The sequence below is a fragment of the Azospirillum palustre genome (genome assembly GCF_002573965.1).
Lineage (GTDB): Bacteria > Pseudomonadota > Alphaproteobacteria > Azospirillales > Azospirillaceae > Azospirillum > Azospirillum palustre.
Map to the genome: position 1 here is coordinate 278,963 of NZ_PDKW01000043.1, position 15,452 is coordinate 294,414.

Below are 15,452 nucleotides of genomic sequence, written 5' to 3' on the forward strand. Positions count from 1 at the left end.
CTGGATCCCCGCCTTGGCGGGGATGACGCAAAGCTGCTTTGGTTCCAGAGCCTTAACGTCGCTCAGGCTCGGTTGCGTCCGGTAGGACGATCAGGGAGGAGGGTGGGCCGGGCCTCAGCCCAGCCCCTTCTGCCCCATCTCCAGGAACTTCTCGCGGCGCTTGGCGCGCAGGGTGACGCCGTCCAGCCCGTCCAGCTCGCCCAGCGACTCCTCGATGCAGTCGCCCAGCTTCCTGATCGTCTCGGCCGGGTCGCGGTGGGCGCCGCCGATGGGCTCGCTCACCACATGGTCGATGACGCCCAGCTCCTTCAGGTCCTGGCTGATCAGGCGCAGCGCGATGGCCGCCTCGCCCGCCATGTCGGAACTGCGCCACAGGATCGACGCGCAGCCTTCCGGCGAGATCACCGAATATATCGCGTGTTCCAGCATCAGCACGCGGTCGGCGGTGGCGATGGCGATGGCGCCGCCCGAGCCGCCTTCGCCGATGACCGAGGCGACCATCGGCACGTTCAGCCGCAGGCAGCGCTCGATGCTCTTGGCGATGGCCTCGGCCTGGCCGCGCTCCTCCGCCTGGACGCCGGGGAAGGCGCCGGCGGTGTCGACCAGCGAGACGACCGGCAGCTTGAAGCGGTCGGCCAGATCCATCAGGCGCTGGGCCTTGCGGTAGCCTTCCGGCTTCGCCATGCCGAAATTGTGGCGGACGCGGGTTTCCGTGTCGTTGCCCTTTTCCTGGCCGATCACCACCACGGACCGGCCACGGAAGCGACCCAGACCGCCGATGACCGCACGGTCCTCGGCAAAATGGCGGTCGCCGGCCAGCGGCGTGAAGTCCTCGATCAGGCCATGCACATAGTCCAGGCAGTGCGGCCGGTTGGGGTGGCGGGCCACCTGAACCTTCTGCGCGGGCGTGAGCTTGGCGTAGGTCTGCCGCAGGAGCTTGTCGACCTTGGCCTGCAGCTTGGCGACCTCGTCGGCGATGTTGATGTCGCCGGCGTTGGTCAGATGCCGCAACTCCTCGATCTTGCCTTCGAGCTCGGCGATGGGCTTTTCGAATTCCAGGAAGGTCTGCATGCCGGACACAGGTGGTTGGCGAGGCGCACGAAAAATCGCGCGCTTGGTAGCACGCCCGGCGCGCCTGCGCCACAGCGGAAAGGTGCGGGGCACCCTGGGAAGGGTTCCGCGACGAACCCACAGGGTTTATCCTCATCGGCCGGGAAATTCCAAGCCTAATCGTTGTCCCGGTTGATCGAGGCGATCCCATCCCATGCACTCCTTGCCCCCGCCTTCCTTCCCCCCGCCTTCCTTCAAGGACCATTTCTCCGGCCATGCCGGCGATTACCGCGCCTTCCGCCCGACCTATCCGCCCGGATTGGCCGCCGCCCTGGCCGATGCTGCGCCGGGGCGCGGGATGGCCTGGGACGTCGGCTGCGGCAACGGGCAGTTCTCCGTGGCGCTGGCCGGTCACTTCGCGGCGGTCCACGCCACCGATGCCAGCGCGGAGCAGATCGCCCAGGCTGAAACGCATGATCGCGTCCGCTACGGCGTCGCCCCGGCGGAGGAAAGCGGCCTGCCCGACGGCTGCTGCGACCTGATCGTCGCGGCGCAGGCGGCGCACTGGTTCGACCTGGCGCGCTTCTATGCCGAGGTGCGGCGGGTGGCGAAGCCGGGGGCGGCGGTGGCGCTGGTCTGCTACGGCCGGCAGTGGCTGGACGATCCCGTGCTGGACCCGGTGGTGGAGCGGTTCCACAACGGCACGCTGGGACCCTACTGGCCGGCCGACCGCTGGAAGGTGATCGAGGGCTATCGCGGCATGGACTTCCCGTTCCCCGGGCTGCCGGTGCCGCCGCTGGCGATGGAGGCGGTGTGGCCGCTGCCGCGGCTGCTCGGCTACATGAACACCTGGTCGGGGGTGAAGGCGGCGACCAGGGCGCTGGGCGGCAACCCGCTGGAGGCGTTTGCCGAGGAGATCGCGCCGCTGTGGGGCGATCCGGAGACGGAGCGGCGGATCCGCTGGCCGCTGACCGTCCGGTTGGGGCGGGCGGGGTAGGGGGCGCTGCGTCCCCCTGCCGCGTTTTCCCTTTACGCCCCTTCCGCCACCACGCGCTCATAGGCCGGCAGGGTCAGGAAGTCGGTGAAGTCCTCCCGCGCGACCAGATCGCGGAACAGGGACGCGGCGTCGGCGTAGCGGCCCTTGGCATAGGCGTTGGCGCCGACGCGGGTTTCCCAGGCCGACAGCTCCTCGGCGACGATGCGGTCGATCAGATCCAGCGTCACGGCCTGACCGTCGTCCAGCGCGGTGCCGGTGTGGAGCCACTGCCAGACCTGGGTGCGGCTGATCTCCGCCGTGGCGGCGTCCTCCATCAGGTTGAACAGCGGGACGCAGCCCTGGCCGCGCAGCCATGCCTCGATATAGCCGATGCCGACCGCCACGTTGTTGCGCAGGCCCGCTTCGGTCTTCGGCCCGGCGGGCACCGCCAGCAGGTCGGCGGCGGTGACGGTCACGTCGGTGCGCTTGCGGGCGATCTGGTTCGGCATCGGCATGTAGGCGTCGAACACCTCGCGCGCCACCGGGACCAGTCCGGGATGGGCGACCCAGGTGCCGTCATGGCCGTTGGACGCCTCGCGCTCCTTGTCGGCGCGCACGCGGGAGAAGGCGACCTCGTTGGCCTCATGGTTGTCCTTGACCGGGATGAAGGCGGCCATGCCGCCGATGGCCGGCGCGCCGCGGCGGTGGCAGGTGCGGATCGCCAGCTGGCTGTAGGCCGACAGGAAGGGGGTGGCCATCGTCACCTCCGCCCGGTCGGGCATGACGGCGGCGGGGTCCTTGCGGAACTTCTTGATGAAGCTGAAGATATAGTCCCAGCGGCCGCAGTTCAGGCCGGCGGAATGCTCGCGCAGCTCATACAGGATCTCGTCCATCTCGAAGGCGGCGAGGATGGTCTCGATCAGCACCGTCGCCTTGATCGAGCCGTGCGGCAGGTGGAGATATTCCTCCGCCACCAGGAAGACCTCGCGCCACAGCCGCGCCTCGAAATGGCTTTCCAGCTTGGGCAGGTAGACATAGGGACCGCTGCCGCGGGCCAGCAGTTCGTGCGCGTTGTGGAAGACATGCAGGCCGAAATCGAACAGCGCGCCCGACATCGGTTCGCCGTCCATCAACACATGGCGTTCCTCCAGATGCCAGCCGCGCGGCCGGACCTTGAGCACCGCGGTCTTGTCGCTGAGGCGGTATTTCTTCCCGCTGGCGGGATCCTCGTGGGTGATGGTCCGGCGCACCGCGTCGCGGATGTTGATCTGCCCCTCGACCAGATTGGTCCAGGTCGGGCAGGTGGCATCCTCGTAATCGGCCATGAAGACTTTGGCGCCGCTGTTCAGCGCATTGATGACCATCTTGCGGTCGACCGGGCCGGTGATCTCCACCCGGCGGTCGAGCAGGTCGACGGGCAGCGGGCCGATCGTCCAGTCGGCGTCGCGGATGGCGCGGGTTTCCGGAAGAAAGTCGGGCTTGTGGCCCTGGTCGAGCAGGGCTTGCCGCTTGGTCCGCACATCCAGCAGCCGCAGCCGTTCGCCGCCGAAGCGCCCCTCCAGCTCCGCCAGGAAGGCCATCGCCTCCGGCGTCAGGATCTCCTCGAAACCGGGGTTGATCGGACCGCGGACCTCAAGACCTGAAATAATCGGGCCGGACATGCTGGTGGCCATCGTGCTGCTCCCCATCCCATAGCGTGGCGAACCGCTCTCTCGGCGGTTGGGCATCCGATATAGCACGGGAAACGGATGGTCCGGGGACGGCCTAAGGTCGCAGATGGGCGGGCGGGATCAGCCCGTGCTTCTTCAGCATGCCGCGCAGCTGGTGATAGCCCAGCCCGAGAGCCTCGGCGGTCTGGCGCTGGTTGAAGCGGTTGCGCTCCAGCGCGTCGCGCAGGATCGACGCCTCGAAGGCGCGGACCTGATCGAGGATGCCGCCGTCGAAAGCGGGGGCGGGGGCTTTCGCCTGGGGGGACGCCGCCTCCGTGCGTGCCGTCGGGGCGGCGGCCGGACGCCAGGGCGACTCGAAGGGGTCGAGGACGATGTGGTCGAGCGGCTCGTCGGGATCGGCGGCGGCGACGGAGCGCTCCACCACGTTGCGCAGCTCGCGCACGTTGCCGGGCCAGTCATGGCCGCGCAGCCGGTCGAGGGCGTCGTCGGTGAAGCCGGGGAACAGCGGGCGCTGCAACTCGCGCACCATGCCATGAGCGAAATGCTCGGCCAGCGGCGGGATGTCGTCGGGGCGGGCGCGCAGCGGCGGTAGGGTCACCACGTCGAAGGCCAGCCGGTCCAGCAGGTCGGCGCGGAAGCGGCCGGCGGCAGCCAGCGCCGGCAGGTCGGCGTTGGTGGCGCCGACAACCCGGACATCGACGGTGGCGGTGCGGCCGCCGACCCGCTCGATCTCGCCATACTCGACGGCGCGCAGAAGCTTTTCCTGGACGGCCGGGGAGGCAGTCGCGATCTCGTCGAGGAACAGGGTGCCGCCGTCCGCCTGCTCGATCCGGCCGATCTGCCGGCGGGTGGCGCCGGTGAAGGCCCCGGCCTCATGCCCGAACAGCTCCGAATCCAGCAGCGACTCCGGCAGGGCCGCGCAGTTCACCTTGACGAAGGGACGGTCCCACCGCTGCGACAGATAGTGCAGGCGGGCGGCGATCAACTCCTTGCCGGTCCCGCGCTCCCCGATCACCAGCACCGGCCGCTCCAACGGCGCCACCCGCGACACATGGGTGAGCGTGGCGAGGAAGGCCGGCGATTCGCCAAGGAGGGAGGGTGGAGTGACCGTCATCGCGGATTTCACCATCAGTTCGCCGATCTGGCGATGATATCGCCTCAATGGCGATACGACAACTCACTGGCTGCCTTGGCCCGCAGCGACGGATGTCCAGGCGTTGCAACGGGTTGGGTGCCTTCCGGCGGAATTGGCACGGCGGTTGCGATAGCTCTGTCATGGCAAGGAGGTCATCCATGAGCGACTTCAGTGATTTCCGCCGCCGCTACGGCGGTGACCGCTTCAACACCACGCAGGCCCGGCCGCTGGCGCGCCGCGTGCGCAACTATCTCGCCACCCGGCCGGCCGAAAGCTGGCTGTTCTTCTTCGCCGGCATCGTCGCCGGCGCCATCCTCGGCTGATTGACGGGACACGTATCATGAGCATCTTTTCGCGCCTGACCGACATCGTGCAGTCGAACCTCAACTCCCTGCTCGACCGCGCCGAGGAGCCGGAGAAGCTGATCCGCCTGATCATTCAGGAGATGGAGGACACGCTGGTCGAGGTGCGGTCCTCCACCGTCAAGATCATCGCGGAGAAGAAGGAGATCGAACGCCGCGTCGCCGATCTGCGCCGCGAGCGCGACGAGTGGGACCGCAAGGCCGAGGTGGCGCTGACCGCCGGCCGCGAGGATCTCGCCAAGGGCGCCCTGATGGCCAAGTCGAAGGTCGCCGAGCAGGCCGACACGCTGACCGAACAGCTGGTGCAGGTCGAGGCCGCCCTGTCCAAGGCCAACGAGGACATTGGCCGCCTGCAGGCCAAGCTGACCGACGCCAAGGCCCGGGAGAAGGCGCTGGTCGCCCGCACCCAGACCGCGGCCAACCGCGTCAAGGTGCGCGGCGCCCTGCATGACGAGCGCATCAACGAGGCGCTGTCGCGCTTCGAGCAGGTCGAACGCAACCTGGACGAGATGGAGGGCCGCGTCGAGTCCTACGACATCGGCCGGACCAAGAGCCTGACCGAGGAGATCGCCGAGCTTGAGGCGAGCCAGAAGGTCGAAGAGGATCTGGCGGCGCTGAAGGCCCGCGTCGCCGCCCGCCGCAACGGCTGACGGCGGATCGGACCCGGCTGGGGTGGGGCGGTGACGCCCCTCCCCCTCCCCTCACGACAATAAGAAGGCCCGACGACCATGGGGTTCCTGGGTTTCGTCCTTGCGGTGCTGTTCCTGGTGGTGGTGGCGCCGGTCTGGATCGTCTTCCACTACATCACCAAATGGCGCTCGCAGCGCGGGCTGTCCGCGCAGGACGAACGGCTTCTGGCCGAGCTGTGGGAAATCTCCAACCGGCTGGAGACCCGCGTCCATCAGCTGGAACGCGTGCTGGATGCAGAGGCGCCGAACTGGCGCAACAAGCTGTGACGGCGGCGTTTACGGCGGTTTGCCGGCTGTAGCGCGCCTTATTCAGGCTGTGTCATTCAATTCTTGGGAGGAGTCATGGACCGCGCGTCCCCCTACGACTCGCCGAATCCGCACCGGCTCTACCGCGACCCGCAGCGCGGGGTGCTGGGTGGGGTGTGCACGGGCATCGCCGATTATTTCGGGATGCAGCCGGGCGTCGTCCGGCTGGCGATGCTGGTCGCCCTGTTCTTCTTTTCGGTGCCGCTGGTGATCGCCTATGTGATCGCGCTGATGGTGCTGCCGGTGCGTCCGCCGCAGCTGTACCGCGATGCCGAGGAAGAGGCGTTCTGGCGGACGGTGTCGACCAAGCCCGACCGCACGCTCGCCGGTCTGACCCAGCGCTTCCGTGACATGGAGAAGCGGATCGTCGGCATGGAAGCCTACGTCGCCTCGAAGGAATTCGAGTTGAACCGCGCGATCCGCGATCTGGACCGCTGATTGCCCCAGGATTACCCTTGGATTTCCCCGTGACAGTCCGGTCCGCCGATCCCCGACCGGGGTCGGGGGGCCGGTGACGTCAGCGCCGCTGGCGGCGCCGGTCGCGGATGCGGATCGGAATCGGTTTGGGTGTCGGCATCGTGGCGATCAGACCGGCCAACGCCGCAGCCGTCGCCACCGCACCACCCAGCAGAACGAGATCCATCATAGGCCCTCCACCATCGAGATCCCCGCGTTCACCCACATGGTGAAGCAGATGGTTACAACATGGTAGCGAAAAGAGTGGCTGGCAACATCTCCGCCACTGCGGTCGTCCCCAGGTCACACCGATATGTCACAACGATATCGGACACCCGCGGCGGCGTCCAAGCCTTGATCCAAATCACGGGGTGGGCCGTTATTGTCGAAAGGACAGAGCGCCGTCTTTTCCAGATGGGAAGGGACGGCGCCTTTGTCGAATCCCCACCCTTCGACGGAGCCCCGCGCGCATGTCCGACAGCAGCCTTCAGCAACGCGCCTCCCGCCGGCGCAAATCCCTGCTTCGCGGTGCTTTGATGTTGAACGGGGCGTCGGTGGTGGTGACGGCGCTGCTGTTCGTCCTGCTGCTGTCGCTGGTGGCGCCGCCGATGGGGCTGAACGCGCCCGGTGCGCGGATGGCGCTGTGGGGCCGGCTGGCGCTGTGGCCGGCGCTGCTGCTGTTCGGCATGGTCGTCGGCGTGATGGCGATGCGCGGCCGCACCCAGGCCTTCAACCCGATCGAGGATCCCGAGTCGCGCGGCCAGCGCGTCTGCCAGCGGGTGCTGGCCAACAGCGTGGAGCAGTCCGCCATCTTCGTGCCGGCACTGGCAGCCCTGGTCGCCACCCTGCCGCAGCCCTCGTTGGGAGCGGCTGTGGTGGCGACCGGGCTGTTCGTGCTGGGGCGGCTGCTGTTCTGGGCGGGATATCTCGTGCATCCCTTCGCGCGGGCACCGGGCATGGCGATGACGCTGACCGTCAATCTGATCGTGCTGGGCTGGGCCGTTCTGCTGCAACTGGGCGGGATGCAGCCCGGCTGACGGGCTTGTCCGCCGCCCTCTTTTCGGTTGGTGGAGCGCTGGCCGGGGCCGCGGTCTTCGCCAGATGCAGCCAGCGGTTATAGGCCTCCACACTGACCGGCGCCCGGTGCTTCCGCCCGATGCGGAGGATCTCCGGCAGGGCCAGAAGCACCTTCAGGTCGGTCAGGCGCGGGCCGCCGCGCAGGTTCTTCCAGCTGTTGCCGGCCCAGGTGCGGGCCAGCCGCCACGCCATCAGCGCGGAGGGGCAGCGCGCCACCTCGCGGATCAGGTCGTTGCGGTGGTTGTAGAAGCGCTCCATCCCCGGCTTGCGGCCCTTCTCGCTCTTGTCGTGGTAGACCATGACGTCGGGCAAGGCGACGACGCGGTAGCCGGCGCCGACCAGCCGCAGGCAGCGGTCCTTCTCCTCGCCCTGGCGGTAGAGTTCCGGCATGTAAAGGCCGACCTGCTCCACCGCGCTGCGCCGCAGCAGATGGCCGCAGCCGACATACCAGGGAACGTCGAACGGAGCGGCGCCCTTGGGGAAATAGACCAGCCCGTCGCGCGTCTCGATGTTGCAGGCGACGGCGGCGACCTCCGGATTCTTCTCCAGATAGGCGACGCAGCGGGCCAGCCCGTCCGGATCCTCGAACCAGCTGTCGTCGTCGACCGACAGGATGCAGTCGCCGGTGGTGTTCACGAAACCGAAGTTGCGGGCCAGGATCAGCCCGGCATTGTGCGGCTGGCGGACATAGCGGACGGTGGGGAACTCCGCCCGCATCATCGCACCGGTGCCGTCGCTGGAGCCGTCGTCGATGACGATGATCTCCATCGGCGGGGTGGTCTGGGTCATCAGCCGGGTCAGCGCGATGCGCAGCTCCGGCCCGCGGTTGTAGGTGGCGATGACGGCGCTGACGCTCAGCGTCATGACGGCCTCCTTCCGACGTAATTGGGCTGTGCCACCACCGGGCGAAGCGGGTCGTCGTCGAGGATTCCCCAGGCGCGCAAGGCCCGCGTCAGCCCGATCCACAGCAGGATCGGCAGCAGCGAGAAGAAGCCGAACTTCACGATGGTGATGTTGCCGTCGCGGAACCATTGCAGGCACAGCGGCAGGAAGGCGCAATAGAACAGCACGGCATAGCGGTTGCGGAACCCGCTGGTCCAGAACCAGCGGTGCAGGCGGCCGAGGATCAGGCCGACCACCACCATGGTGACGATCATGCCGATCCAGCCGGCGCTCATCCAGCCGTCGCCGGGCAGCGAGGTGGTCAGGTTGTAGAAGACGCCGTAGTCGTTCAGGTCCACCCATTTCACCGGCGCGCCCACCGGCTTGCCCGGCCACAGCAGGCGCGGGATCGGTTCGGTGAACAGTTGCAGATACTGGGTGAACCAGGTGTAGGTCGCCGACTGCTTCGGCACCACCCACAGGATGTAGGCGAGGAAGTCGAAGTTGGCGAGATCCTGGCCGGCCAGGGCGTCGAGCGCCCGGCCGCTGCCGCTGCCGCCGTTGAACTTCAGCAGGACGGAGGCGGGCGCGTCGCCGGCCAGCACGTCGCGGAAGGCGTCGCGGTTGTTGCCCAGCACGGTGAACAGCCCCATCACCGGGATGGCGGCCAGCACATGCCACAGCCGGAACCACTTGGTGCGGCTGCGGTACAGCATCAGCAGCACCAGCCCGAGGATGCCCATGATGATCGCCCAGCGGCCCCAGCCCAGATAGGCGCGGTAGGCGACGAAGCCGGCGAAGGGGATGAAGGACAGCGGGTGGAAGCGGCAGACCCAGATCAGCCCCAGCGTCAGCGGCAGGCCCATCGAATGGGCCTCCGCGATGTAGCCGGTGGTGTTGGTGTAGATCGGCTGGCCGGTCAGCGGGTCGCGCTCCATTTGCACGTCGCCGGTGCCGTCGAAGCTGGCGCCGCCCTGGCGCTGGACCGCCGAATAGATGGCGAGCGGACCCAGCAGCGCCGCGGTGGTCAGGAAGGCGACGATGTCGACCCGGTCGAAGGTGAAGACCGGCGCCGGCTCGCCGTTCGGGGTCCAGTCGGGCCGGGCCAGACCTGCCCAGATGCAGGCGGCGGCGAAGGCGATCAACGCCACCGAACTGACCACCAGCGTCATGACGAACTGCTGTTCGCTCGGCCAGAATCCCATGAACAGCCAGACATCGTCGAAATGCTGGGTGTGGACCAGGATCGGCCGCATGACGAAGACCAGGGTGTGGAAGATCAGGTACAGCGTCAGCGGATGGAACATCGACGCGCTGCCGGAGCTGAGGTACACCGCGGTCACCAGCACCAGCACCAGGACCTGCGCGATCAGCGCCATTTCGATCATCGGCAAACCGTCCCCGGTTGTAGGCTCCGCCTGAACAGACGGGCGCTCCGCAGGCAAACGGGTACGACCGGCCGGTCAGGCTAGGATGAAAAGCCAGCCTATACGTCCCGTCCCGGTCGGGCAGGTGTGCAGAGGGCGTGGCCCCTTCGCACCCGCACACCCCCTTCGCGCTTTTGCCGGTTGCCATTGGCCTGGGTCAGTCTCCCCCCTTCGGCGGCATCTGCCGCTGTCTTGGAGGAGGTTCTCCCATGTTCCGTTCCCAAACTCGTCTTCGGAGTGGAGCGGCCCAAATCCTGCCTCGGGTTCTGCTGACGTCTGCGTTGCTGTTGACCGCCGCCGGATGGGGGCCGGCTGTGGCGGCGGAAACGACCTTCTACGTCTCGCCCACCGGCAACGACCGCTGGTCGGGACGCCTGGCCCAGCCGTCGGCCGACGGGCGCGACGGTCCGTTCGCCACGCCGGCCCGCGCGCTGGCCGCCGCCAAGGGAAGCGGCCCGGCGACCGTGCTGCTGCATGGCGGCACCTATCGGCTGACGGCGCCGCTGGTGGTGGATGCGTCGCTGCCGGGGCTGCGGCTGGCCGCGGTGGAGGGCGAGCAGCCGGTGCTGTCGGGGGGCGAGGCGGTCGGCGGCGCGCAGACGGCCAATGGCGTGCTGTCGGCGCCGCTGGCACGCGATCCGGCGCTGGACGTGTCCATCGGTGGGCAGCGTTTGGACGCGGCGCGCAGCGGCGACTTCACTCCGGGCGATCCGCGCAGCGGCTGGTTCCCGGCCAAGGCGGTGCAGTCCGATCCCAAGAGCCAGGGGAGCAAGCGGCAGATGCGGCTGCCCTCCGGCGTGCTGAAGGCCGGCTGGGCCGGGCCGGGGGTGCGGGCGCAGGCGCTGGACCGCGAACGGCTGTCCGACGACCTGCTGGGGGTGGTGTCGGCCGATCCCGGCGGGCTGCTGAGCTTCGACGGCGACGGGCAGTATCCGTACCGCGACGGCGCGACCGTCCGGCTGCTCGGCCATCCCGACTTCCTGACACGGCCGGGCGAATTCGCCTGGGACGCCAGGGCGAAGCGCCTGCTGGTCAAGCCGCCGACCGGGCTGAACAGTGCCGGGGCGGATCTGGTGGTGGCGCGGCAGCCGGTGCTGCTGCGGCTGGACAATGCCCGCAACGTGTCGGTCGAGGGGCTGACCTTCACCGACGTGCCGTGGGACGGCACCGCGGTGGTGGTGAAGGGCGGCAGCGGGGCACGGGTCGCCGGCAACCGCTTTGCCCTGGTCGGCACCGCGGTGATGCTGGACGGCGCCAGCCGGACCGAGGTGTCGGGCAACCGGATGGAGCATCTCGGCCGGTCCGGTGTGGTGCTGGCGCCCGGCAGCAGCGACAACCGTATTCTCGCCAACCGCATCAGCGACATCGGCGAGGTGCGCTTCTTCAGCGGCGGCGTGATGGGGGCCGGCATCCGCAACACGCTGATCGCCCACAACGACATCCGGCGGTCGGCACGCTACGGCATCTCGATCAAGAACTGGAACCCGCAGACGGTGAACAGCGACAACACCATCGAGTTCAACCGCATCCGCGACACTTCGCGCCAGACCGCCGACGCCGGCGCCATCGAGATGCTGGGCCGCAGCGGCAACGACACCCGCAGCGTCGTCCGCTTCAACGACATCCGCGACACCGGCGGCCTCGCCACCGACGCGCAGGGGCGCTGGCTGGCCCGCTACAAAGGCTTCGGCATCTATCTCGACGACATGACCAGCGGCGTGACGGTGCAGGGCAACCTGCTGGAGAACACCGGGATGGCGGCGATCTTCCTGCATGGCGGCGACAACAACCGGGTGGCCGACAACATCACGGTGATGACTGACGGCAAGGACCGCTTCCTGCGGCTGGAATGGGTGCCCAGCGCCGGACAGGCCGGGCGGATGCACGGCAATGTCGCCGACGGCAATGTCGTGGCCGGCCCGTCGCCGAAGGAGCAGCTCGTCAACAGCCTGTCGGGCGGCGAGTACCGCATCGACAACACCCGGCTGGAGAGCGCCGCCCCCGTTGCGGAGGCAGCCGGTGTCGCCAATGCCGCCAGGGCGGCGGCCCCGCCGGCAGGCGGCCGTTTGCTGGACCGGCTGCTGGCGATGAAGGAGCTGCCGCTGGACCGCGTCGGGCCGGAGGGGATGCGGTAGGGCTGCGACGCCCGTTGGGAAGGTCGCCGGCCCGGCGGATGGGAGACCGCCGACGCCTGCGACTGCTCTATTAAAGACAAAAGCGCCCTTCCCGGTGGGGAAGGGCGCTTTTTCTTGGGCTTTGCAACGAACCCTTACGCGGTCGCCGGACGGGCCAGCGCCGGGGGGATGTCGGTCGGTTCCATCACCGGGACGGCCACCGTCGGGGTCTTCCAGGTCAGGCTGTCGAAGGCGCCGCAATGGCCGCACAGACCGCCCCAGTTGTGGCTGACCGCGCCGCAGGAGCCGCAGGTCCACACCGGATCCTCCGGCGCGTTGGCGGCCTGGGCCAGCCAGTCCTTCGCCGCGTCCTCGTCATGGCGCTCGCCGCGGTCCAGCTCGGCCATCAGGCGATAGGCGCGGCGGGTCGGGCCGATCTCCATGGCGCGGTTCAGGTGCTGGCGCGCCTCGCCCCACAGCTGGGCCTCGATGGCGGCCTGGGCGACGGCGAGGTGGGACTCGGCCGAATCGGGGGCCTGACGCACCAGCTTCTGGAACAGGCGCACGCGGGTCAGCGCGTCATAGCTGGAGACGATGGTCCGGTAGATGTCGGCCAGTTCCGGATGCGGCGCGTGGCGCCACGCCCGCTCGACCACCTTGGCGGCCGGCTTCAGCCGGTCGGCGGCGACCTGGAGACGGGCCAGACGCACCGCGGCCGGGGCGAAGCCGGGCATCATGTCGTGCGCCGCCTGGGCGTGCGACAGGGCGGCGTCGGCACGGCCGCGGCGCTCCGCCTCGAAGCTGCGCTCCAGCAGCAGGACGGCGCGGTGGCGGCGGCCCTCCTCGGTCGGGATGGCCCCGGTCTGGATCGCCTGTTGCAGGGTGCCCTCGGCGGCAGCCCAGTCGCCGGCCTGCGCCTCCAGGTCATAGAGCGTGCTGAGCAGCCAGGGCGTGTTGGGCTGGAGCCCGCGCGCCTTGCGGGCGAGGTTCAGTGCCTCCACCCGGTCGCCCGACTTGATCGCCTGGGTCAGCAGCCCGCGCATGCCGAGGAAGGCGGTTTCCGGCCGCTCCAGCATCGCTTCGAAATACTGGCGGGCGGCGCGCTCGTCGCCCTGCAGCTGGGCGGCCTGGGCCGACAGCAGCATGGTCAGCGGCGGTTCGTTCAGCAGGCCGTCGGCCTTGCGCGCCATCTTGCGCGCGGTCGGCGCGTCGCCGGCGGCGATGGCTACCATGCCCTGGGTCAGGGCGCGGTAGCCGCGTTCGCGGCGGCGGGCCCGGCTGTGGCGGCGCAGACGCTGCGGCGTGCGGATGACGCCGCGGAGCAGGCGGTAGCCCAGCGCGGCGATGCCCAGCGCCGCCAGCGTGACCAGCAGGGCGACCCAGAAGGGCGCCTCGACGGCGTAGCCCAGCCAATGGACGCTGACGGTGCCGGGACGGTCGGCGAGCCAGATCGCGGCGGCGATGACCACCGCGACCTTGAGGAGGAACCAGAGGGCGCGGATCATTGGGCCGTCCCCTTCCCGCCGGCGGCGGTGGTCATCAGGGCGATGGCGCGGTCGTTCAGCTGGCGCGCGGCCTGATCGGCGGCCACGCGCGCCTTGGCGTCGGCCAGCCACGGCGCGGCGGTCTGGGCGGCCGGACCCTGGAGGGTCGACAGCTCCTCCACCGCCTTGGCCAGATTGCCGGCGGCGAGAGCGGCCTCGGCGCGGGCGACGACGGCGTCGGCGGTGGTGCCGACCACCCCGCCGCCCTCACGGCGCACGGTGACCAGGGTGGACAGCTTGCCGACCGCCGAGTCGATCCAGCTGTTGCCTTCGCCGCGGATTTCGGCGCGGACGATCTCGCCGGCCAGCGGCTGGAAACGGTCGGTCAGCTGGGCGCGGGTCGGGATGCCCTTGGCGGCATAGGGCGCCACGGCGTCGAGCGGCTGGGTCACGCCGGCATCGGCGATGTTGAGCGCACGGACCGCCTGGAGGTCCTGCTGGAACGGCTGGCCGCCCGACAGCGAGGCGCGCAGCTGACCGGCGGCCAGCACCAGCGCCTGGGCGGCGGTGGCGGCGTCCTGCCGCTCGCTGACGGCCTGGTTGACGCTGGTGACCTGCTGCTTGAGCGCATCGACCTCGCCACGCAGCTCCTGCGCGGCCTGGGCGTTGCCGGAGGCGGCGGTGACCTTCTGCTCCAGGGCGGCGAGGCGGTCGGCCAGCGCCTTCTGGGCTTCCGCGGCGCTGGCGGCGGCACCGGTGTCCGGGGTGGCGGCCGGGCGCTTCTCCAGCGCATCGATCCGCTGGGTCAGTGCGGAGACATCGACGCTTGCGGAGCCGTTGCCGGCGGCGGCCGGACGCTGCTCCAGCTTGCCGACGCGGTCGGCCAGTTGCTGGATCTGCGACCGAAGCGCCGGATCGGCCGGAGCGGGGGCGGCGCCGGAGGCGGCGGGCGGCGGGGATGCCGGCCAGCCGGGCAGGGCCGGACCCCACCAGGGCTCCGACAGGGCGGCGGCGCCCACCAGAAGTGCCACGACCGACAGGGCGGTGGCGAAACCGCCGCCGGAGCGCGGCTCCTCGATATAGGACGGGGTCGGGGCGATGGTCGGACGCACCGGCTCGGCATCGGCGCTGCGGCTGTAGCCCGCGCTGCCGGTGGTGCCGGAGGGCGTCCAGCTGGTGGTCGAGGAGGTCGTCTTCGTCCCGCCCGACTTGATGGACTCCGACTTGATGGCGTCCGTCTTCGCGTCGTCGGCCTTCTCCGCGCCGCTCTTCGGCAGGTCGCCCAGGCTGTCGGTGGCGCCGATCGGCGTGGCCGGCGGGATCAGGGCGTCGGCGGATTGCAGCTCGGTCACTGCACCGGCGGTCGCGCTGGGGGCCGGGGTGTCGGTGTCGGAATTGGTGCCGGGAATGGTGTCGGCCGGGGAGGCGGCCGGGATCGGCTCGACCACCGGAACCACGTCGATCGTGGTGACGGACGCAGTGGCTGGCGGGATGATGACGGCGGCCGCGGAGGCATCCGTCTGACGGTCCTCGCTGGGGGTTGCCGCGTCCAGGTCGGCGTCGTCCAGCTTGATGCGGTGCTTGGCGGCGGCGGCGCGCAGGTCGGCATGGCGGGCCAGCGGGATGGCGCCGCGCTTCTTCCAGCCCTGGACCGTCGTCACCGGGGTGTCCAGCTTGTGGGCCATCGGGCGGATGCCGCCGAAACGTTCGACGATGCGGTCGACCGCCGCATTGCCGGTGCTGGCGCCGTCGCCGTCACGGTCGGTGCCGGGGCGTTCGGAGCCTGGACGAGAGGTCATGGGCTGTACCTTCGGTTCGCTGTTG

General features: G+C 69.7%; 15 protein-coding genes. 7 read left to right on the forward strand and 8 right to left on the reverse strand.

Annotation, left to right across the window (positions count from 1 at the left end; genetic code table 11):
• Positions 1-114: 114 nt before the first annotated feature.
• Positions 115-1,071 (reverse strand): acetyl-CoA carboxylase carboxyltransferase subunit alpha, encoded by a 957-nt coding sequence (locus CRT60_RS23680; protein WP_098739029.1) that lies wholly within the window; start codon positions 1,069-1,071, stop codon positions 115-117.
• 193 nt (positions 1,072-1,264) lie between these two features.
• Between CRT60_RS23680 and CRT60_RS23685 the strand changes: the two genes are divergently transcribed.
• Positions 1,265-2,047, forward strand: coding sequence for a class I SAM-dependent methyltransferase (locus CRT60_RS23685; protein ID WP_098739030.1), 783 nt, complete (start codon positions 1,265-1,267; stop codon positions 2,045-2,047).
• 32 nt (positions 2,048-2,079) lie between these two features.
• On the opposite strand, the gene aceB is transcribed toward CRT60_RS23685, so the two are convergent.
• Both aceB and pspF read right to left on the reverse strand, forming a co-directional pair.
• Positions 2,080-3,699, reverse strand: a complete 1,620-nt coding sequence (gene aceB / locus CRT60_RS23690) for a malate synthase A (protein ID WP_098739031.1) — start codon at positions 3,697-3,699, stop codon at positions 2,080-2,082.
• A 91-nt stretch (positions 3,700-3,790) separates the two neighbouring features.
• A complete protein-coding gene (gene pspF, locus CRT60_RS23695; RefSeq protein WP_098740992.1) occupies positions 3,791-4,810 on the reverse strand; it encodes a phage shock protein operon transcriptional activator in 1,020 nt (339 codons plus the stop codon).
• Between the two features lie 179 nt (positions 4,811-4,989).
• On the opposite strand from pspF, the gene CRT60_RS36515 reads away from it, so the two are divergent.
• The 4 genes from CRT60_RS36515 to pspC all read left to right on the forward strand — a co-directional run bounded on the left by CRT60_RS36515 (position 4,990) and on the right by pspC (position 6,626).
• Entirely contained in the window at positions 4,990-5,154 is a 165-nt protein-coding gene (locus CRT60_RS36515) for a hypothetical protein (RefSeq protein ID WP_167421806.1), read from the forward strand.
• Between the two features lie 17 nt (positions 5,155-5,171).
• Positions 5,172-5,843, forward strand: coding sequence for a phage shock protein PspA (pspA, locus tag CRT60_RS23700; RefSeq protein WP_098739032.1), 672 nt, complete (start codon positions 5,172-5,174; stop codon positions 5,841-5,843).
• A 78-nt stretch (positions 5,844-5,921) separates the two neighbouring features.
• On the forward strand, positions 5,922-6,149 hold the full coding sequence (pspB, locus tag CRT60_RS23705; protein ID WP_098739033.1) for an envelope stress response membrane protein PspB: 228 nt from the start codon (positions 5,922-5,924) through the stop codon (positions 6,147-6,149).
• A gap of 75 nt (positions 6,150-6,224) precedes the next feature.
• Positions 6,225-6,626 carry an envelope stress response membrane protein PspC gene (gene pspC, locus CRT60_RS23710; RefSeq protein WP_098739034.1) on the forward strand — a complete coding sequence of 134 codons (402 nt, stop codon included), beginning with the start codon at positions 6,225-6,227 and terminating at the stop codon, positions 6,624-6,626.
• 79 nt (positions 6,627-6,705) lie between these two features.
• Here the strand turns inward: pspC and CRT60_RS37580 are convergent, their stop codons facing one another.
• A complete protein-coding gene (locus CRT60_RS37580; RefSeq protein WP_014246717.1) occupies positions 6,706-6,834 on the reverse strand; it encodes a hypothetical protein in 129 nt (42 codons plus the stop codon).
• A gap of 280 nt (positions 6,835-7,114) precedes the next feature.
• On the opposite strand from CRT60_RS37580, the gene CRT60_RS23715 reads away from it, so the two are divergent.
• A complete protein-coding gene (locus CRT60_RS23715) occupies positions 7,115-7,681 on the forward strand; it encodes an MAPEG family protein (protein WP_098739035.1) in 567 nt (188 codons plus the stop codon).
• Here the strand turns inward: CRT60_RS23715 and CRT60_RS23720 are convergent.
• Both CRT60_RS23720 and CRT60_RS23725 read right to left on the reverse strand, forming a co-directional pair.
• On the reverse strand, positions 7,620-8,585 hold the full coding sequence (locus tag CRT60_RS23720; RefSeq protein WP_098739036.1) for a glycosyltransferase family 2 protein: 966 nt from the start codon (positions 8,583-8,585) through the stop codon (positions 7,620-7,622). The genes CRT60_RS23715 and CRT60_RS23720 overlap by 62 nt on opposite strands.
• Positions 8,582-9,991, reverse strand: coding sequence for an O-antigen polymerase (locus CRT60_RS23725; RefSeq protein ID WP_098739037.1), 1,410 nt, complete (start codon positions 9,989-9,991; stop codon positions 8,582-8,584). Before CRT60_RS23725 ends, CRT60_RS23720 begins: the two co-directional genes overlap by 4 nt.
• A 320-nt stretch (positions 9,992-10,311) precedes the next feature.
• On the opposite strand from CRT60_RS23725, the gene CRT60_RS23730 reads away from it, so the two are divergent.
• Positions 10,312-12,165: a right-handed parallel beta-helix repeat-containing protein gene (locus tag CRT60_RS23730; protein WP_244592718.1), complete on the forward strand. Its 1,854-nt coding sequence runs from the start codon at positions 10,312-10,314 to the stop codon at positions 12,163-12,165.
• A gap of 134 nt (positions 12,166-12,299) precedes the next feature.
• Here the strand turns inward: CRT60_RS23730 and CRT60_RS23735 are convergent, their stop codons facing one another.
• Both CRT60_RS23735 and CRT60_RS23740 read right to left on the reverse strand, forming a co-directional pair.
• Positions 12,300-13,649, reverse strand: a complete 1,350-nt coding sequence (locus CRT60_RS23735) for a heme biosynthesis protein HemY (RefSeq protein ID WP_098739039.1) — start codon at positions 13,647-13,649, stop codon at positions 12,300-12,302.
• Positions 13,646-15,427, reverse strand: coding sequence for a mitofilin family membrane protein (locus CRT60_RS23740; RefSeq protein WP_098739040.1), 1,782 nt, complete (start codon positions 15,425-15,427; stop codon positions 13,646-13,648). The genes CRT60_RS23735 and CRT60_RS23740 overlap by 4 nt, the downstream gene beginning before the upstream one ends.
• Between the last annotated feature and the right edge of the window lie 25 nt (positions 15,428-15,452).